The sequence below is a fragment of the Enterocloster citroniae genome (assembly GCF_040545455.1).
Classification (GTDB): Bacteria; Bacillota; Clostridia; order Lachnospirales; family Lachnospiraceae; genus Enterocloster; species Enterocloster citroniae.
The window spans coordinates 34,438-50,921 of record NZ_JBEPLZ010000020.1; the positions used below are offsets into that span (position 1 = coordinate 34,438).

13 protein-coding genes are annotated in these 16,484 nt (G+C 50.9%); 10 read left to right on the forward strand and 3 right to left on the reverse strand.

The window, feature by feature from the left end:
* Nucleotides 1–100: 100 nt before the first annotated feature.
* A complete protein-coding gene (locus ABID13_RS20880; protein WP_007862296.1) occupies nt 101–1,327 on the forward strand; it encodes an acyl-CoA dehydrogenase family protein in 1,227 nt (408 codons plus the stop codon).
* Nucleotides 1,328–1,381: 54 nt separating this feature from the next.
* A complete protein-coding gene (locus ABID13_RS20885) occupies nt 1,382–2,242 on the forward strand; it encodes a MaoC/PaaZ C-terminal domain-containing protein (RefSeq protein ID WP_048929169.1) in 861 nt (286 codons plus the stop codon).
* A 90-nt stretch (nt 2,243–2,332) separates the two neighbouring features.
* Here the strand turns inward: ABID13_RS20885 and ABID13_RS20890 are convergent, their stop codons facing one another.
* Nucleotides 2,333–3,568, reverse strand: coding sequence for a CaiB/BaiF CoA transferase family protein (locus tag ABID13_RS20890; RefSeq protein ID WP_048929168.1), 1,236 nt, complete (start codon nt 3,566–3,568; stop codon nt 2,333–2,335).
* A 175-nt stretch (nt 3,569–3,743) separates the two neighbouring features.
* Here ABID13_RS20890 and ABID13_RS20895 point away from each other — a divergent pair, with 175 nt between their 5' ends.
* The 3 genes from ABID13_RS20895 (at nt 3,744) to ABID13_RS20905 (ending at nt 6,738) form a co-directional block, all read left to right on the forward strand.
* On the forward strand, nt 3,744–4,433 hold the full coding sequence (locus ABID13_RS20895; protein ID WP_007862293.1) for a flavin reductase family protein: 690 nt from the start codon (nt 3,744–3,746) through the stop codon (nt 4,431–4,433).
* A gap of 245 nt (nt 4,434–4,678) precedes the next feature.
* Nucleotides 4,679–6,058: a PhoH family protein gene (locus ABID13_RS20900; protein ID WP_007862287.1), complete on the forward strand. Its 1,380-nt coding sequence runs from the start codon at nt 4,679–4,681 to the stop codon at nt 6,056–6,058.
* Nucleotides 6,059–6,321: 263 nt separating this feature from the next.
* Entirely contained in the window at nt 6,322–6,738 is a 417-nt protein-coding gene (locus ABID13_RS20905; RefSeq protein ID WP_007862286.1) for a hypothetical protein, read from the forward strand.
* A gap of 15 nt (nt 6,739–6,753) precedes the next feature.
* Here the strand turns inward: ABID13_RS20905 and ABID13_RS20910 are convergent, their stop codons facing one another.
* Nucleotides 6,754–7,656 carry a helix-turn-helix domain-containing protein gene (locus ABID13_RS20910; protein ID WP_007862285.1) on the reverse strand — a complete coding sequence of 301 codons (903 nt, stop codon included), beginning with the start codon at nt 7,654–7,656 and terminating at the stop codon, nt 6,754–6,756.
* 354 nt (nt 7,657–8,010) lie between these two features.
* Here ABID13_RS20910 and ABID13_RS20915 point away from each other — a divergent pair, with 354 nt between their 5' ends.
* Both ABID13_RS20915 and ABID13_RS20920 read left to right on the forward strand, forming a co-directional pair.
* Nucleotides 8,011–8,937: a sugar phosphate nucleotidyltransferase gene (locus ABID13_RS20915; protein WP_048929167.1), complete on the forward strand. Its 927-nt coding sequence runs from the start codon at nt 8,011–8,013 to the stop codon at nt 8,935–8,937.
* A gap of 3 nt (nt 8,938–8,940) precedes the next feature.
* Entirely contained in the window at nt 8,941–10,050 is a 1,110-nt protein-coding gene (locus ABID13_RS20920) for a phosphotransferase enzyme family protein (RefSeq protein ID WP_048929166.1), read from the forward strand.
* Between the two features lie 12 nt (nt 10,051–10,062).
* On the opposite strand, the gene ABID13_RS20925 is transcribed toward ABID13_RS20920, so the two are convergent.
* Nucleotides 10,063–12,207 (reverse strand): helix-turn-helix transcriptional regulator, encoded by a 2,145-nt coding sequence (locus ABID13_RS20925; RefSeq protein WP_007862265.1) that lies wholly within the window; start codon nt 12,205–12,207, stop codon nt 10,063–10,065.
* A gap of 194 nt (nt 12,208–12,401) precedes the next feature.
* Between ABID13_RS20925 and ABID13_RS20930 the strand changes: the two genes are divergently transcribed.
* The 3 genes from ABID13_RS20930 to ABID13_RS20940 all read left to right on the forward strand — a co-directional run bounded on the left by ABID13_RS20930 (nt 12,402) and on the right by ABID13_RS20940 (nt 16,482).
* Nucleotides 12,402–13,514, forward strand: a complete 1,113-nt coding sequence (locus ABID13_RS20930; RefSeq protein WP_045094129.1) for an ABC transporter substrate-binding protein — start codon at nt 12,402–12,404, stop codon at nt 13,512–13,514.
* 146 nt (nt 13,515–13,660) lie between these two features.
* A complete protein-coding gene (locus ABID13_RS20935) occupies nt 13,661–14,752 on the forward strand; it encodes an ABC transporter ATP-binding protein (protein ID WP_045094130.1) in 1,092 nt (363 codons plus the stop codon).
* Complete coding sequence (locus ABID13_RS20940) at nt 14,749–16,482, forward strand: ABC transporter permease (protein ID WP_082082706.1); 1,734 nt, start codon at nt 14,749–14,751, stop codon at nt 16,480–16,482. Before ABID13_RS20935 ends, ABID13_RS20940 begins: the two co-directional genes overlap by 4 nt.
* Nucleotides 16,483–16,484: the final 2 nt, after the last annotated feature.

Here is a 16,484-nt window from a genome sequence, read left to right on the forward strand (position 1 = left end):
GCTTTTTTGTAGCCCGCACCGTAGGTCACATGCAGTTGTTCTGTTATGATAAGGACAAAGCGGCAGGCTTTATTTCACTTTAGGAAAGGATGGTAACAGTATGGTAGATGTAGCAGCAGCGGGATTGGTATTAACTGGTGAAGACAAGGAGATCGTGGATATGGTCCATGATTTTGTGATGAAGGAGGTCCGCCCAAAGGCCGCTGAGCACGATATCAGCGGAGAGCTGGACTGGGATGCATACAACAAAGCGTTTGAGATGGGACTGATCTGTGCGGACCTGCCTGCGGAGTATGGCGGACAGGGGCTGAGCAATGTGACCGCTGCATGGATACGTGAGGAATTAATGTATGGGGATGCAGGATTCGGACTGACCTGCGGAACAAATAATCTGGGCATCAAACCCGTTCTTCTGGCCGGAACCGAGGAGCAGAAGAAGTGGTGTGTGGACATACTTACAAGTGACAGGCCGGGCAGAGATCCGCGCTGGCCCCAAAAGCGCAGTGGTTTTGCCGCATTTGCCCTGACAGAGCCTGATGCGGGATCTGATGCGGGGGCTTGCAAAACCTTGGCGCAAAAAGTCCTGGACGGGGACGGCAGTGTAAAGGAATATATTTTAAACGGCCGCAAGTGCTTTATCACCAATGCCTGTTACGCGGATTTCATGTGTGTGGTCGCCTCCGTGGACCGTTCCCTGGGATACAAGGGACTGACCATGTTCCTGGTTGACGCCCATCTTCCCGGCGTAAGCATTGGCAAACATGAGGATAAGATGGGAATCCGCCAGTCCGCCACCTGTGATGTGATATTTGAGGATGTACATATCCCGGCATCGGCTCTGATCGGCAAGGAGGGGGAGGGATTTAAGATAGCTATGAAGACCCTGGAGCAGGGCCGCGCCGGTGTGGGCAGCGGCTGCGTGGGTATTATGAAGGCGGCCAAGGACGTCTGCGTTAAATATGTCCAGGAACGGGTGAGCATGGGCAAACCGATCTATAAGAACCAGGCGATCGGATTCAAGATTGCGGATATGGAGATTGCAATTGAGACCAGCCGGGCCATCGGCATGAAGGTTGCGGCCCTTTTGGACGCAGGGGATCCGTCTGCAGCCACGCTGGGCCCCATTGCCAAGTGCTACTGCTCAGATGCCCTGAACCATGTGGTGACAGAGGCGGTCCAGATCCTTGGCGGTTACGGCTATATGAGGGATTACCCGGTGGAAAAGCTGATGCGTGACGCCAAGATCTTCCAGATATTTGAGGGGACAAACGAGATACAAAGGGTAGTGATCAGCGGCAATGTGATCCGCGCTAACAGAATAAAATAAAACTTGCCTGGTACTGCGTTGCATGAAAAAATACGCTTAAGGGGAGGAAAGAGAATGCTGAATGAATCTGCCGTAGGATTATCCCTGAAACAGAAGTTTACATACTCCTGGAGGGACCTGATCTTATATAATCTGAGTGTGGGAGCCGGGCAGGATGAACTGGACTATGTCTATGAGAAGGGGCTGAAAGCAATCCCCACATTTGGTGTAATCCCCTGTGCCGGGACATTTGGGATGGATCCCTATGATCCCCAGCCACAGATGCCAACCAGGATGATCCCGGGACTGCGCACGGATGGAACCCTGCACATGGACCACAAGCTGGTACTGCACAAGCCCATAGCTGTTAAGGGGACACTTATGATCGAGAAGGTGATCAGCGCTGTCTATGACCGGGGGGAAGGCAAGGGCGCCAAGATCCAGGTGGATGTGATCGGAAGGGATGAGAATGGTGAGCCTGTATTTACCAACACCATGGGCTATTTAAACCGCTGGGCCGGAGGATTTGGCGGGCCGAAGACAGCACGCAGCACGGTGGAGATTCCGGATCGGAAACCGGATCATGTGTGCAGGAATGGATATCCACTCAATGCACCGCTGCTGTACCGCCTGACCGGGGACACATACCCTCTTCACGCGGACCCGGAATTTGCCGCAAAATGTGGGTTTGAGAGGCCGATCATCCATGGGCTCTGCAGCCTGGGATATGCCTGCCGTATGATGGTGGGAGCTTTATTTCCCGGGGAGCCGGAGCGCATGGTTTCCATTGAGAACCAGTTCAGGAGCGTTGCCATGCCGGGAGAAGGGTTTTTCCTCCACATCTGGGAGACCGGATCCGGGAAGGCGGTATTCCGTATGGTAAAGGATACGGATGGGAAGGCGATCCTGGATTTCGGGCAGATGACCTGGGTCTGACAGATGGATAATATAAGACGGAAAGGCTGGATACGCAGTGAAGACTGCAGTCCGGCCTTTCCTGGAAACAGACGGCTCATCAAGATTTATTCAGTCATGCTGTTTGACCGAATGTTCCGCCAGGAGAGCCTGGATCTCATCATTCGTATAACCCAGCTCCCCTAATATGCCCACCGTGTGTTCACCCAGCATGGGGCCGCGCTTAAATGGGGGAAGTCCCATGCGTTTGCTGTTCAGGCAGCTGCGTACCAGGGCGGCCTCCTGACCGTTGGGATATTTCATCTGATAGATAAAATCATTGGCCAGCGCCTGGGGATCGGTCAGTATGTCATCATAGCGGTACAGGATCTCGCAGCAGAGACCGGCCTCGCCAAACAGGCGCTTCCATTCATCGGCAGTCTTGGCCGCAAAAATCCCCTCAAACCGTCTGATCACAGGGCCGCAGACCTCCACACGATTAAAGCTGGCACGTGACGCGTACAGCGGATCATCTGCCATGTCATCGGCCCCCAGCAGTTTGTAGAAGACCGGCGCGTCCCGGCTGAAGTTGACGATCTGGGGCATGAACCACCGCCCATCGCTGCACTTGAAAGGCGCTCCAAATGGACTGGAGTCTTCACGGCGTTTGGGAAGGCGGAAGCCGTACTGGGAACCGGAAACCAGAATATTGGCAAGCCATACCGCGGTTCCGTACAGGCTTAAGGATACGCGGTCCCCTTTTCCGGTCTGGCGGGCGGCCAGTACCGCAGACACGGTGGCGGCCATCATTCCCATTGCGCAGGTTACATCCCCAAACCCCATAGGCATGTACACGGGATATGCCTGTTCATTGTCCCCATAGATACTCTGGCTGAACAGGAATCCGCCCCTTGCCCAGAATGCCGTGTTGTCGTATCCGGGGCGGGAAGCTTCATCGCCCTTTTCCCCATATCCGTCCAGCTGGCTCATTACCAGTTTTGGAAAACGGTCCTTCAGACTGTCGTAATCCAGACCGGATTTCTGCAGGGTACTTGTGCGCAGGTTTGTCAGAAATACGTCCGCTTGTTCCAAAAGCCGGAACATGACTTCGCGGCCGGATTTGGTTCCGGTATCCAGGCTGATGGCCCGCTTGTTGGCATTCAGGTTGTCAAACAGGGGATCAAAATCATCATCAGCCGGAGCTCCGATCCCCAGAGGCCATTTCCGGAACGTGTCCCCTCCTTTGGTATTTTCCACCTTGATGACATCCGCTCCCCAGTCTGCCATCATACGCCCGCAGGATGCAGATGCCACCATCAGGGATAACTCCACAACCTTCACACCTTTTAATGGTTTATATTGCTCCATACAACTCCTCCTTTATGTACGTTCAGATAGGTTAATCTTATACAAATACAGGAGGAAAAACAATTGCCATGGAATACAAAAGATTTTACCGGTTTTGCTGAAGATTGTGGTTGTTTTAACTACAAGATACAGAATTGCACCAAATAAAGATGTTAAAGAGAAAAGGAGAATGAATATGCATTACTCACCTGTAAATGAAACATGCCCTTTATCGTTAAATCCGTTTAAGGCCTGTGTGGCGCCCCGGCCGATTGGGTGGATTTCCACGGTGAGCAGGGAGGGTGTGGATAACCTTGCGCCCTTCAGCCAGTTCCAGAACCTGTCCTATGATCCTCCCATGGTAATGATCGCCGTAAACCAGGGCGGGGATGAAGATGCAGTGCGCCGAAAGGATACGGTAAATAACATTGAGTCCATGGGCTGCTTTGTATACAATGCAGTACCCTGCGAATTGAAGGATGCGATGAACATTACAGCCTCAGGGTTTGGGCCGCAGGAGGATGAGTTTGAAAAGGCCGGCCTGCACAAGGCTGACAGCGTGCGTGTGGCTGCAAAGCGTGTGGCGGAATCTCCCATCCAGTTTGAATGTGAGTATATGCAGACCATACGGATTCCGGGGAGGACTGCAGGGGGAAAGGGGACCGTGGATATGATTATCGGGAGAGTGGTGGAGATCCATGTATCAGATGAGATCATTCTCCCGGACGGAAAGCTGGACTATAAAAAGCTGCGATTGCTTGGAAGGGCTGGATACTGGGACTACTCGGTGATGGAGGACACATTTTCCATGCGGGTCCCGGGTGTCAGTGCAGCGCGCATGGCCGCGATGGAGGGAAGGCGTCCTAATGAGAATGGCAGGGATTAGAAACGGAGACAGGGTATGCTGAGTTTTGCTGGCATTGTTGTGGGACTGGCGCTGCTTGTGGTATTACGCGCCTTGTCCGGAAGGGATTTATATATTCCCTTTACATTACTTTTACAGTACTCTGGTAACATAGATCCGATATTTAGGATATGATGGTCCCATAAGCAAAAATCCTGGCAGAAGCGCTTCTGGGTGAGGTGTTTCAGGGGGAAACGCTTAAAAATAATTGTAAAGGAGTCCTGTGAATGATAAAAACCTATGTGCTGGATACAAATATTCTGATACAGGCGCCCTACGCCGTCCATTGTTTTGAGGACAACCAGATCGTCCTGCCCGTGGCCGTACTGGAGGAACTGGACAATCTGAAAAAATCAGAAGGCGAGAAAGGTGCCAATGCCAGAACGGCCATCCGGCTTTTGGAAGGGCTGCGCCAAAAAGGGGACCTGCTGTCGGGCGTCATGCTGGAACGTGGGGGAAGCCTGCGGGTGGAGAAAAATTTCGTGGATATTGTACTGCCTCCCGATCTTCCTGATGATAAGATGGATAACCGCATCCTCAAGGTATGCAGGGGGCTGGCAGGCCAGCAACAGGACGGAAGGGTGATCCTTGTGACCAAGGATATCCTTTTGCGGATCAAGGCCCAGATAATTGGGATCCAGGCAGAGGATTTTCTAACTGAGCAGGTTTCCGACAAGGAGGAACAGTATACGGGCCGAATTGAGGTATATGCGCCTGAGGATTGTTTTAAGGATTTTAAGAAAAAGGGAATCCCTGTAAATATTGTTTACACTTCCAGCCAGGAAGGCGTGCATACCACTCCAAAACTCTGGGAAAACCAGTTTGTGATACTGAAAGCGGACCAGTCTGCTAAAAAAACAGTACTGGGGCGGGTGGAGGGAGAGCGGATCGTGGGGCTGGACTACAAAAAAGCCAGACCCTACGGAATCGCACCAAAGAATTCCGGCCAATATTTTCTCCAGGAAGCCCTGATGCAGTCCGCCGACCGGGCCCCTCTTGTGATTGTAAAGGGAATGGCGGGCACTGCAAAGACCTTTTACTCCCTGGCGGTAGGGCTTGAGAAGCTGCTGAACGACCCTTCCGGCGAATACCGGAAGATCCTTATCAGCCGTCCCAATGCTCAGTTTGACTCAGACATCGGTTTCCTTCCCGGGGATGAACAGGAAAAGATCTCGCCCCTGATGCGCCCCATCATAGACAACCTGGAGCAGCTCATTGATTCCTGCGAGGAAAAACGCTATGAGAATGAATCTGAGCTGAAAGGGAAGATCGATGAGATATTTGACCGGGGACTGGTTCAGGCAGAGGCGCTGAACTTTATAAGAGGAAGGTCCATTGTAAGGACCTACTTGATCATTGATGAGGCCCAGAACATGACACCTGCCCAGGTCAAGGGGATCATTACAAGAGCAGGAAAAGGCACTAAGATCATCCTTTTAGGCGACCCCAACCAGATAGACCGCAGTTTCCTGGACGAGCGGACCAATGGATTGAGCTATGCGGCAGAGCACATGAAGGGGAGTTCCCTGTGCTGGCAGATTACCCTATGCGCGGAGGAATGCCAGCGCTCCCAGCTGGCCATGGATGCAGTGAAGAGAATGCAGTGAGGAGAATGCAGTGAGGAGAATGCAGTGGGGAGTACGCATGCCTCCCGGCCACAGTTTCTAAAAATACCATTAAGAATCCCGCGGCCGCATTGATTTTAAGCGGAAATTAGGTTATAGTTACTGTCATGCGAAGGGCTGATCCCAGTGGCGCCGTCCGGTACCGGAACAGGCAGAGCTCCGGTATCAGGGCTGCCGGTTGACCGGCATCAAAACCGGCAGAGAGCCGGCACCAGGACAGCCGGCGGGAAAGGAAATGGATAGGGATGAACCGGTTAAGAGAGAAATTTCAGCGTTTTATGATAGGCAGGTACGGGATGGACCAGCTGGGCCAGTTTATGGTATGGGCAGTTCTGGTATTGATCGTGATTAATTTGTTTGTGCGGGCTTCGCTCCCGTCCACGATCCTTGACACATTGGAACTGGTGGGGCTTATCACCATGTATTTCCGTATGTTCTCAAAGAACGTGGGAAAGCGTTATCAGGAAAACCAGGTGTTTCTCAGGATGCGTTTTTATGTGACTGAGTACTGGCGCAAAGTGAAATTCAGTTTTACACAAGGGCGCAAATACCGGATTTTTAAGTGCCCAAACTGCGGTCAGAAGATCCGCATTCCCAGAGGGCATGGGAAAGTCAGCATCCACTGCCCCAAATGTAAGACGGATTTTATTAAAAAGACGTGAACCTGCCTTACAGTATCACGGCTTTTCCGACAGCAGCTGTATGGATGTGGCGTATTCCGATGGCGTCATGGTCGTCAGTTTTTTGAACTGCCTGGAAAAGTAGTGAATGGACGTGTATCCAAGTTTATCTGAAATCTGCGTAAAATTCAGCTGGTGGTCACGGATCATCTGTTTGGCCGTGTCCACCTTCATCATGGAGAAGAATTCAATCACCCCGCAGCCCTGGGCATCCCGGAACAGCTTTTGCAGTTGGGAACGCCCCACCAGGTTATCCTTACAGATCTTATCAATGGTGAGCTGCTCATTGATATGCTCCTCCATATACCGTACGATCCGGTTATAGGTATCGCTGCCTGTTCCTGACTTTGCGGTCAGAAAGTCCGTGGAGTGCACGGGCAGTGGATAGGAAAAATACCTTCGGTACAAATGGATCATAAGCTGCTCCAGGTAGTGGCTGATCAGCTGTGCGGACCCAAAAGAAACAGGATGGTTCAGAAACACCAGTTTCTCCTGGTAGGGATCATCCAGACGGCCGTCAAAGGTGTTGCGGGCCTCCACGATGATCTGGGCCAGCAGCTCTTTTTCCGTATCCTGTATGGTCATGAGCTGGTTTTCAAATGCCTTCATGCAGGGGGAATGGCAGTCAAATCCAATTACCACCAGACTGGGCGATACCAGGCCGTTGGTAAGTACGTTGTGGAATTCATTGGGCTTGTGGAACAAAATGCTGCCCTTTTTCAGCGTCAGCCGCCGGTCATCGGCAATTGCGTCTATTTCTCCACGGTCCACACAGACCAGCTCCCAGAAATCATGGCTTTCCCCTGGAAAGGAAAAGTCGCTCATATACTGGAAATAGTGGATGGATATGATATTTTCTATGGTGATGCTGTCCTCCAGGTGCACACTTTCATATGCCATAAATCCTTCCCCCTTCTTATTGGGTTTACTCTTGTCCCATTGATTCTATTGTATCATACAAATATTCCATGTAAAGAAAGATAATGCAAATAAAAGAATAGAATGTGCAAATATAATTAGCCGATCCATCTTGTGCCAATTTCCCGATTTGTATATACTGAGGTTATTGAACAATTACCATCTGTGTACAAGGAGGAACTATATGTCCAAGACAAAAGGCAGGGTGACACTGCCCACCTTTATCCTGTATATTTTCCTGTCTGAGAAGATCAACGCAGGTGTTACAGGCGGCGGTGTTAAGGGTTAGGTCATGTCGAGACACAGAATAAAATCCAGTAAGAGAGGTAGATAAGCATGGGAAAGAAACCTGTATTGGTGATTATGGCGGCTGGTATGGGAAGCCGCTACGGGGGATTAAAGCAGATCGACCCGGTGGATGAGTATGGCAATATCATAATTGATTTTTCAATTTTTGATGCAAGGGAAGCCGGATTTGAGAAGGTAATATTTATTATCAAGAAGGCCATTGAGGAAGAGTTTAAGATCCATATAGGGAACAGGATCAGTAAGTACATGGATGTGGAGTATATATTTCAGGAACTGGATAAAATACCGGCAGGTTTCCAGGTGCCAAAAGAGCGGGTAAAGCCTTGGGGAACCGCCCATGCGGTCCTGTGCTGCGCATCCAGCATAGACGGTCCTTTTGCGGTTATTAATGCGGATGATTATTATGGAAAAGAAGCGTTTCACATGATTTATGATCAGCTTTCATCCGTGGAGGATAATGATAGATACCAGTATACCATGGTGGGCTACCGTCTTTATAATACCCTTACGGAGAACGGATATGTGGCCAGAGGCGTGTGTACGGTGGATGAATGCAACTGCCTGACCGATGTCCATGAGCGCACCAGAATAGAAAAGCACGGCGATATAGCTGAATACACGGAGGATGGCGGGTCCACATGGACGGAACTTGGGGAGTCCGCCATTGTGTCCATGAACATGTGGGGATTTACGGCCAGCATCCTGGCGGAACTGGAAAAACGGTTCGGGGCATTCCTGGAAAAGAACCTTTCCGCGGATCCCTTAAAGTGCGAGTATTTCCTTCCCTTTGTGGTTGATGAGCTGTTAAAAGCAGATCAGGCCCAGGTTACGGTGTTAAAGAGTGTGGACCGCTGGTATGGAGTCACCTACAAGGAGGATAAGGAGATGGTGGTAAAGGCCATCAAAGGATTAAAGGACAGCGGACTGTATCCACAGAAGCTGTGGGAGGGCTGAGAGATGAGTACAGAGATAGAGACATGGATACTGGAGGAAGCGTCCGCGGCTTTTATGACACAGGGACGCATGGTAAGCTGTGAGCGCTACGGGAGCGGACATATTAACGACACCTTTAAGCTGGTGTGCGACCGTCCCTATATCCTTCAGAGAATGAATGATGAGATTTTCAGGGACCCGGTGTCCCTGATGAGGAATATTGAAGGCGTGACCACATTTTTAAGGCAGGAGGTCATAAAAAACGGAGGAGACCCTGACCGGGAGACCCTGAACCTGGTAAAGACAAAGAAGGGGGAAGCCTTTTACGTGGACAGTCAGGGCAGCTACTGGAGGATGTACCTGTTCATTGAAGGAGCCACCTGTTACAACCTGGTGGAAAAGCCCGAGGATTTCTACCAGAGCGGCAAGGCCTTCGGCCATTTCCAGCGCCTTTTGTCCCGGTATCCGGCCAAAGAATTGTCCGAGACCATACCGGGCTTCCATGACACGCCCCGCAGGTTTCAGCGCTTTCAGGAGGTTGTGGATCAGGATATCTGTAACAGGGCGGACCAGGTGAGGGAAGAGATCCGGTTTGTGACGGACAGGGGCGGGGATATGGGCCTTGCCATGGATATGCTGGCATCAGGGGCGCTTCCCCTGCGGGTAACCCACAACGACACAAAACTAAACAACATTATGATCGATGACAGCACAGGCCAGGCCATCTGCATCATTGATCTGGACACAGTGATGCCAGGACTCTCCATCTTTGACTTCGGCGATTCCATACGGTTTGGAGCCAACACGGCGGAGGAGGACGAGACGGATCTGAGTAAGGTTTCCCTGTCCCTTCCTCTGTTTGAGACCTACACCAAAGGATTCTTAAAGGGATGCGCGGGGAGCCTTACGGAGGAGGAGGTAAAAATGCTGCCCCAGGGCGCACGCCTTATGACCCTGGAGTGCGGAATGCGTTTCCTGACAGATTACCTGGAAGGGGATACCTATTTTAAGACCGCCAGGGAGAAACATAATCTGGACCGGTGCCGGACCCAGTTTAAGCTGGTGGAGGACATGGAACAGAAGTGGGAAGAGATGCAGACAATTGTGGAAATGGTTTTCGCTGTTTCCCTTTGATCCCCCCGCCGCCTATCCCGCACGGTAGGTGGTGGGGGTTATCCCTGTAAACTTTTTAAACAGCACGTAAAAATATTTAATATTGGAAAAGCCCACACGCTGCGCAATCTCCTCCACGGACTGGTCCGTATGCCTGAGAAGGCGCATGCTCTCCTCCAGACGGCATGTGTTGATATAGTCGTTGATGGAACGTCCGTAAGAACTTTTAAACATGCGGCCTAGATAGGCATTGTTCATCTGGATCATGTCTGCAATGCGCTGGGAGTTCAGGCTGCTGTCATGGTAGTGTTCCTGGACGATCTCTTTAATGTGGCGGGCCAGTTCAGAATATTTTTCCGCCTTTTTTTCACTGTAATTATCACAAATGGATACAAAGGCCCTGTCAAAGGCCCGGTTGATCTCCCCCAGATCCCTGATCTGCTCCAGGGATTCGGGGAGAAGCTTCTGGCCGTCTTTCAGCAGATCGCTGGAAAACTCATTTAAAATATTGCATATGGTATCCTCGGCCCGGTATAGGATGTACTGAAAGTCATCGTACCGGTAGTTTTTAATGGTGTCCAGGATTTCCAGCCATTTGGCCCGGCTCAGGTCAAGGCTGCCTGACTTGAGGCGTACGATCAGGTCTGTAAAATCCCTGGTGGTAATGGTATTGGCCGGAGTTTTTATGGCCAGGGCTTCCTCATGGATCACAAGTTCCTCCTCATTGAGGATCAGGCCCAACTTGCGCAGTTCGTTCAGGTTGGAAAAATGGGAGGCCAGGCTCTCAAAATCCGTAAACAGGGAACTTTTAAACAGGCGGCAGTTGAGTGACTGGGAAATAAAAGCGGCCAGGTCTTTGTAATCCTCCTCAGATTCCCAGATGCCAATGCAGGCATAGATGTGGGAGGATTTGGTGACTACCATTTCCGGGTGCTGTTTTTCCACCAGCTCGTAGATGTCTTTTCTGTGCTGGGCATGGACCAGCATAAAACCAAATGGGCCTTCCTGGTTCTTAAAAAGTCGGGAGGAGGACAAAGAGAGCTTGCCGGCCAGCATGTCATACAGGACCTGCTCCAGGCTGGCGCGCTCTGATTTGGACACCACTGCATTGATCTGTTCCCTCAGGGGAAGGGAGGGAGCGTTGGGAGGACCGGGCATGTCGGGTTCATTTCCCTCCAGAAGCTTGTCAATGGTCTTAATGGCGTCCTTTAGCCTGAGCATGGGCATCAGGGCAAAGATGAGCAGCACAACCAGGGCAGCGCCGAAAATGGAGATCAGCGTTACCATAAAACATACCACGATCCGGCGAAAGTACAGGAGGCGGGGAAGGGTTTTTTGCAAAGGGGAGATCTTCATGTAGGTATGGCCCGTTGTCAGGGACTCATAATACATGCAGATTTCCTTTTTCTTATTGTCTATAAAATACCCGCTGTTTTTTTCCTTGGTGATCATGGGATAGTACTCGGTGTATTTGTCCAGGAGGGAGTCGCTTGCGGACACCAGGATATCCCCGTGCTTGTTGATGACGATCAGGTCTGAGGACGGGTTGGAGGCCAGCAGGGACTTTTTGTACCAGTTGCTTTTGATGGTAATGATCAGGGTGCTGGGCTTGGGGGTTCCGTCAGGGTATACCTCGTAGAACATAAAGGTGTAATACTCTTTTCCGCCAGGTCCGTTTTCATGGCAGTAGATGGGTTTAAAACGGTCTTCATTGGTCCTGCTGATCAGGAGCTGGCGGATGGGGGACTTCTTATAAATATCAATGGGCTGGTCCGGGAAGGAGGGATCAGTGGAGTATACGTGCTCCGTGTAGCCGTTGTGGATGATGATGGACTCTGCAAAATCCGTGGAGCTTAGGGACGTATTCAGATCCCTGGTCATGTATACACGGTCCGTGTTGGAAAAGGTTCCGGATCCCATCATGGTTTTTACCGCATCTGAATAAAACAGCTGCATTCCATAATTTACAATGGAGGAGTTGATGGTTTCTGTAAGGGAATCGATCTGGATGGCAAAATCACGGTTCAGGTCGGAAATGGAGTCATAGGTGATGCGCTCGAAAATGCGGAACAGGGTGAGGAAGATGATGGCAAGCACCACAAGAAATCCTGAACCAAGGGCCAGGATGTGGATGAGTTGTCTGATTTTCTTGGGGTTTTTTACTGCTTTCTCCGTCATCTTACCGCCTTTGGGGAAGTTTAAACTTTGCAGGGTTTAAAAATTGTACATCGGCTCACTTCCACATTTTTCATACTTTACATATTTTAGCATAAAATTTACAATCAAATCAACTGCAAAACAAACAAATTGCACAACAAAATATGAGAATTTTCGTATGTGCAAAAATTAAACGTACTCAGGGAGGTATAGTTATGAAGAAATCATTGGCAGTCATCCTTGCATCAGCTATGGCAGTTTCATTGACAGCATGCGGCGGTTCCGGCAACGCTAAGACACCGGAGCCAACAACGGCAGCTGAGGCTCCTAAGACAGAAGCTCAGGCAGAAGGCACAGAGGCGGAAAACGGACAGGAAGGGACTGAGGCAGTTTCCTCAGATGCGGAGGCGACCGGCAATGTAATGCTGTACTCTTCCATGCAGGAGGATCAGCTGATGGCCATTAAGCAGGGATTTGAGAAGAAATATCCTAATGTAAAGATGGATTATTACTTTGCAGGCACAGGAAAGGTGATCACCAAGATCGCCACCGAGCACCAGTCAGGACAGGTGGCGGCTGATGTGATCTGGGTGGGAGACCCCTCGGACTATATTGGATTTAAAAATGAAGGCATTCTTGCAAAATATTCATCCCCGGAGGCCGGCGCCATTGCCGATAAGTTTATTGACCCGGACGGATACTACACTGGTGCACGTATGATGAACATGTCCGTGGGATATAACACCACCCTGGTTACGGAGGAGGAAGCGCCCAAGACATGGAATGACCTGTTGGATCCAAAGTGGAACAACCAGATCGTAATGACCGACCCGTCTTCAGCAGGCACCACAAAGTATTTTGTGGGAGCGCTCCTTTCTGATCCATCTTATGGTGAGGAATATTTTAAGAAGTTAAAAGAAAATGGATGTGAGCTGGAATCCGGCACCACCGCAACCCACAACCAGGTGGCTGCAGGCGCCTATAAGGTGGGGATCATGCTGGATTATGTAACACAGAACCTGATGGATGAGGGTTCGCCTCTGGGCTTCAGGTATCTGGACTCCGACTTGGTTTCCATCTTCTCACCCATTGGCCTGGTTGAGGGATGCGCAAACGATACCAACGGCAAACTGCTGTATGACTTTATCCTTTCCAAGGAAGGCCAGGAGATCCTGGTAGACAACAACCTGCTGTCCGTAAGGGATGACGTGGACCAGAAGGGCGCTAGCGTGGAGGAGATCGCAAAGTCAGCCATGAGCGTTGACCTTCAGTCCCTGTCCGACAGCTCAGATCAGATTATTGAGACATTTGACAAGATCTTTAAGTAAGGAAAATATATTAAAAGTACATTAAAAGTATAGCAAGGAATGTATAGCAAGGAAAGCGGGAACATGTAAGCGGGGCCGGAAGAAGTTCCGGCCCTGTTTTATCCGCATGGATGGAATTACATTTACAAGGGACAGGAGGACCTATAATGGCTAGTATTAAGTTCGACAATATATCCTTTTCCTATGGGGACAGACAGATTTTAAAGAATTTTTCCCTGGAAGTGGACGACAGCCAGATCATGTGCCTGGTGGGCCCCTCGGGCTGCGGCAAGACCACGCTGATCCGCTGTCTCCTGGGATTTAACAAGCCCAGCACAGGGGAGATCTGGATTGGGGACAGGTGTGTATTTTCACAGGCAAGGCGTATCAATATTCCGCCGGAGCGCCGCGATGTGGGCGTGGTGTTCCAGGATTATGCGGTTTGGCCCCACATGACGGTTCTGGAAAATGTGTGCTATCCCATGAAAAAGCGCAGGATGCCAAAGACGGAGGTCAAGCAGAGGGCGGAGAACGCACTAAAACAGGTGCGCATGAGCGAATACGCGGGCTACCTGCCCAGCCAGCTGTCCGGCGGCCAGCAGCAGAGGGTTGCCATTGCAAGGGCATTGGTCAGCTCCGATGCGGTGATCGTCATGGATGAGCCAATCACCAACCTGGATGCAAAGCTGAGAGAGGAAATGCTCATAGAGATCCGGCAGATCCAAAAAAATATAGGGACCACCATCTTCTACATCACCCATGATCAGGAGGCATCCCTGCAGCTGTGCGATAAGATGGCCATTATGAACAGGGAAGGGGAGTTGTGCCAGCTGGGAGCGGATGAGGATATCATACTCCGGCCCGCCAACCGGTTTGTATTTGAGTTTATCGGTGTTTCCAATTTCTTCACACTGTGCAAAAAGGGAAAGGACTGGTGCTTTTCCGGCAACGGAAAGATGGTATTTGACGGGAAGGTGCCTGCACAGTATGAACAGGCGGGAACCGTGGACATGGGCGTGCGCCCCAATAACATTACGTTTGACTCTGCATCACCCCTGAAGGCAGCGGTAAAACGCTCCGTATTCCTGGGTAGCGAGTATGATTATTTTGTGGATTTTAACGGCAAGGAGATCCGTGTTCAGAAAAATGCCTTTGACGCCAATCAGGCAGGCACGGTGGAGCGGGAAGGGGAAACCGTGGGTCTTAAATTCATAAGCCCTGAGTTTTATCCTGCAGTTGGAAAGGAGGAAAACCTATGACATTCAGGAGACGGCGTGCCATGACAAGCGGCTCGGAGCTGGCTGCCATGGAGGGCAGGAAGTTCGGCCTGGACCAGGCCATGACGGGCCTCAGCTTTGTATTGCTTCTGGTCATTGTGGCGATCCCGATCTTTATGATCGTTTACAATGCGTTTTTCTATGAGGGCAAGTTTGATATCAGCCTCTTTGTATCAGTGATAGGAAATATGGATAACCTGAAGGCAATGTGGAACACCATTGTTATCGCCCTGGCGGTGACGCTGTTTGGAACCATTATGGGTCTGTTCTATGCCTGGCTTCTGGGGCGCAGCGACATTCCGGCCAAGGGCTTTATGAGGGCTATGTTTACCATCCCCTACATGTTTCCTCCGTTTTTTGGTGCCATGGCATGGGATCTGCTTTTCTCAGGAAGGGCCGGCTATGTGAACAAATGGCTGATGGCAACCTTCCACCTGGCCAGTGCGCCCATTAATATCAACAGTATCGGCGGGATCATTTTTGTGGAGTGCTCCTACTATTTCCCATTTGTGTTCATGCAGGTGGTAAGCGCCCTGGAGCGCATGGACCCCACCTTGGAGGAGTCAGCCAGGATCGCTGGGGCAAAGCAGGGGCAGGTCATAGCAAAGATTACGATCCCCCTGGTAAAACCAGCTATTTCCGCAGGAGCGCTTTTGATCCTCATATCCTCACTGGCTCATTTCGGAGTGCCGTCCATTCTTGGTTTTTCCAAGAATATTTATACACTGCCCACCATGATCTACGCCCTGATCTATAAATCCTCGGGAAGCTTTGAGGGAATCCGCCAGGGCGCCGCGCTGTCCATCCTGCTGGTGGCGGTGGTGGCGGTGGCACTGGTGATCCAAAAGCGGGTGCTCAGCTCAGGAAGCTATGACATTATCAAGGGAAAGTCCATGCGGCCTACCCTGATTAAGCTGAGGGGAGCCAAATACCCGTTGCTGGCATTTGCCTGCCTTACACTGATCGTTATTGTTGTGGTCCCTCTGGTCATGATATTCCTGGTAGCCCTGGTCAATGCATATGGGCTCCCCCTTACACCGGAGAACTTCTCCCTGAAGAATTACCAGAAGGTACTGACCTCCACGGCCACTCTGGATTCCATCAAAAACTCACTGTTCCTGTCTGTTACGGCCGGGATCGTGTGTATGTTCCTGGGTGTTATGGTGGCTTACGTGATCAACCGCATTAAACCAAAGGGCAAAGGTATTCTGGAGATCCTTTCCGTGCTGCCCTATTCCATACCCGGAACCGTGCTGGCCATCGGCGTTATCCTTTCCTGGTCCGGCTCCATCTTTGGGATTAAACTGTACAATACCATATGGATCATACTGGTGGCCTATATGGCAAGATACCTGTCCTTCTCCATGAAGAGCGCCTCCGCATCCCTGCAGCAGGTCAACTCCTCCCTGGAGGAAGCTTCCAGGGCCTGCGGCGCCACCCACACGGAATCCCTGAAGGATATCACCCTGCCTCTGATCCGCCCGGCCATGGTATCGGGATTCTTCCTGATCTTCCTGCCGGCCATGAGGGAGCTGACCACATCCATTCTTCTCTACGGGCCATATACCAGGACGCTGGGGGTACAGATCTATTCCTTAAGGGACGCAGGCATGATCCCTCAGGCATCGGCCCTGGCCTCACTGGCCATTGTAATCATTATTATATGTAATACCATTGTCACGGAAATCACCAAAGACAGGAAGGGAGCGTAGGT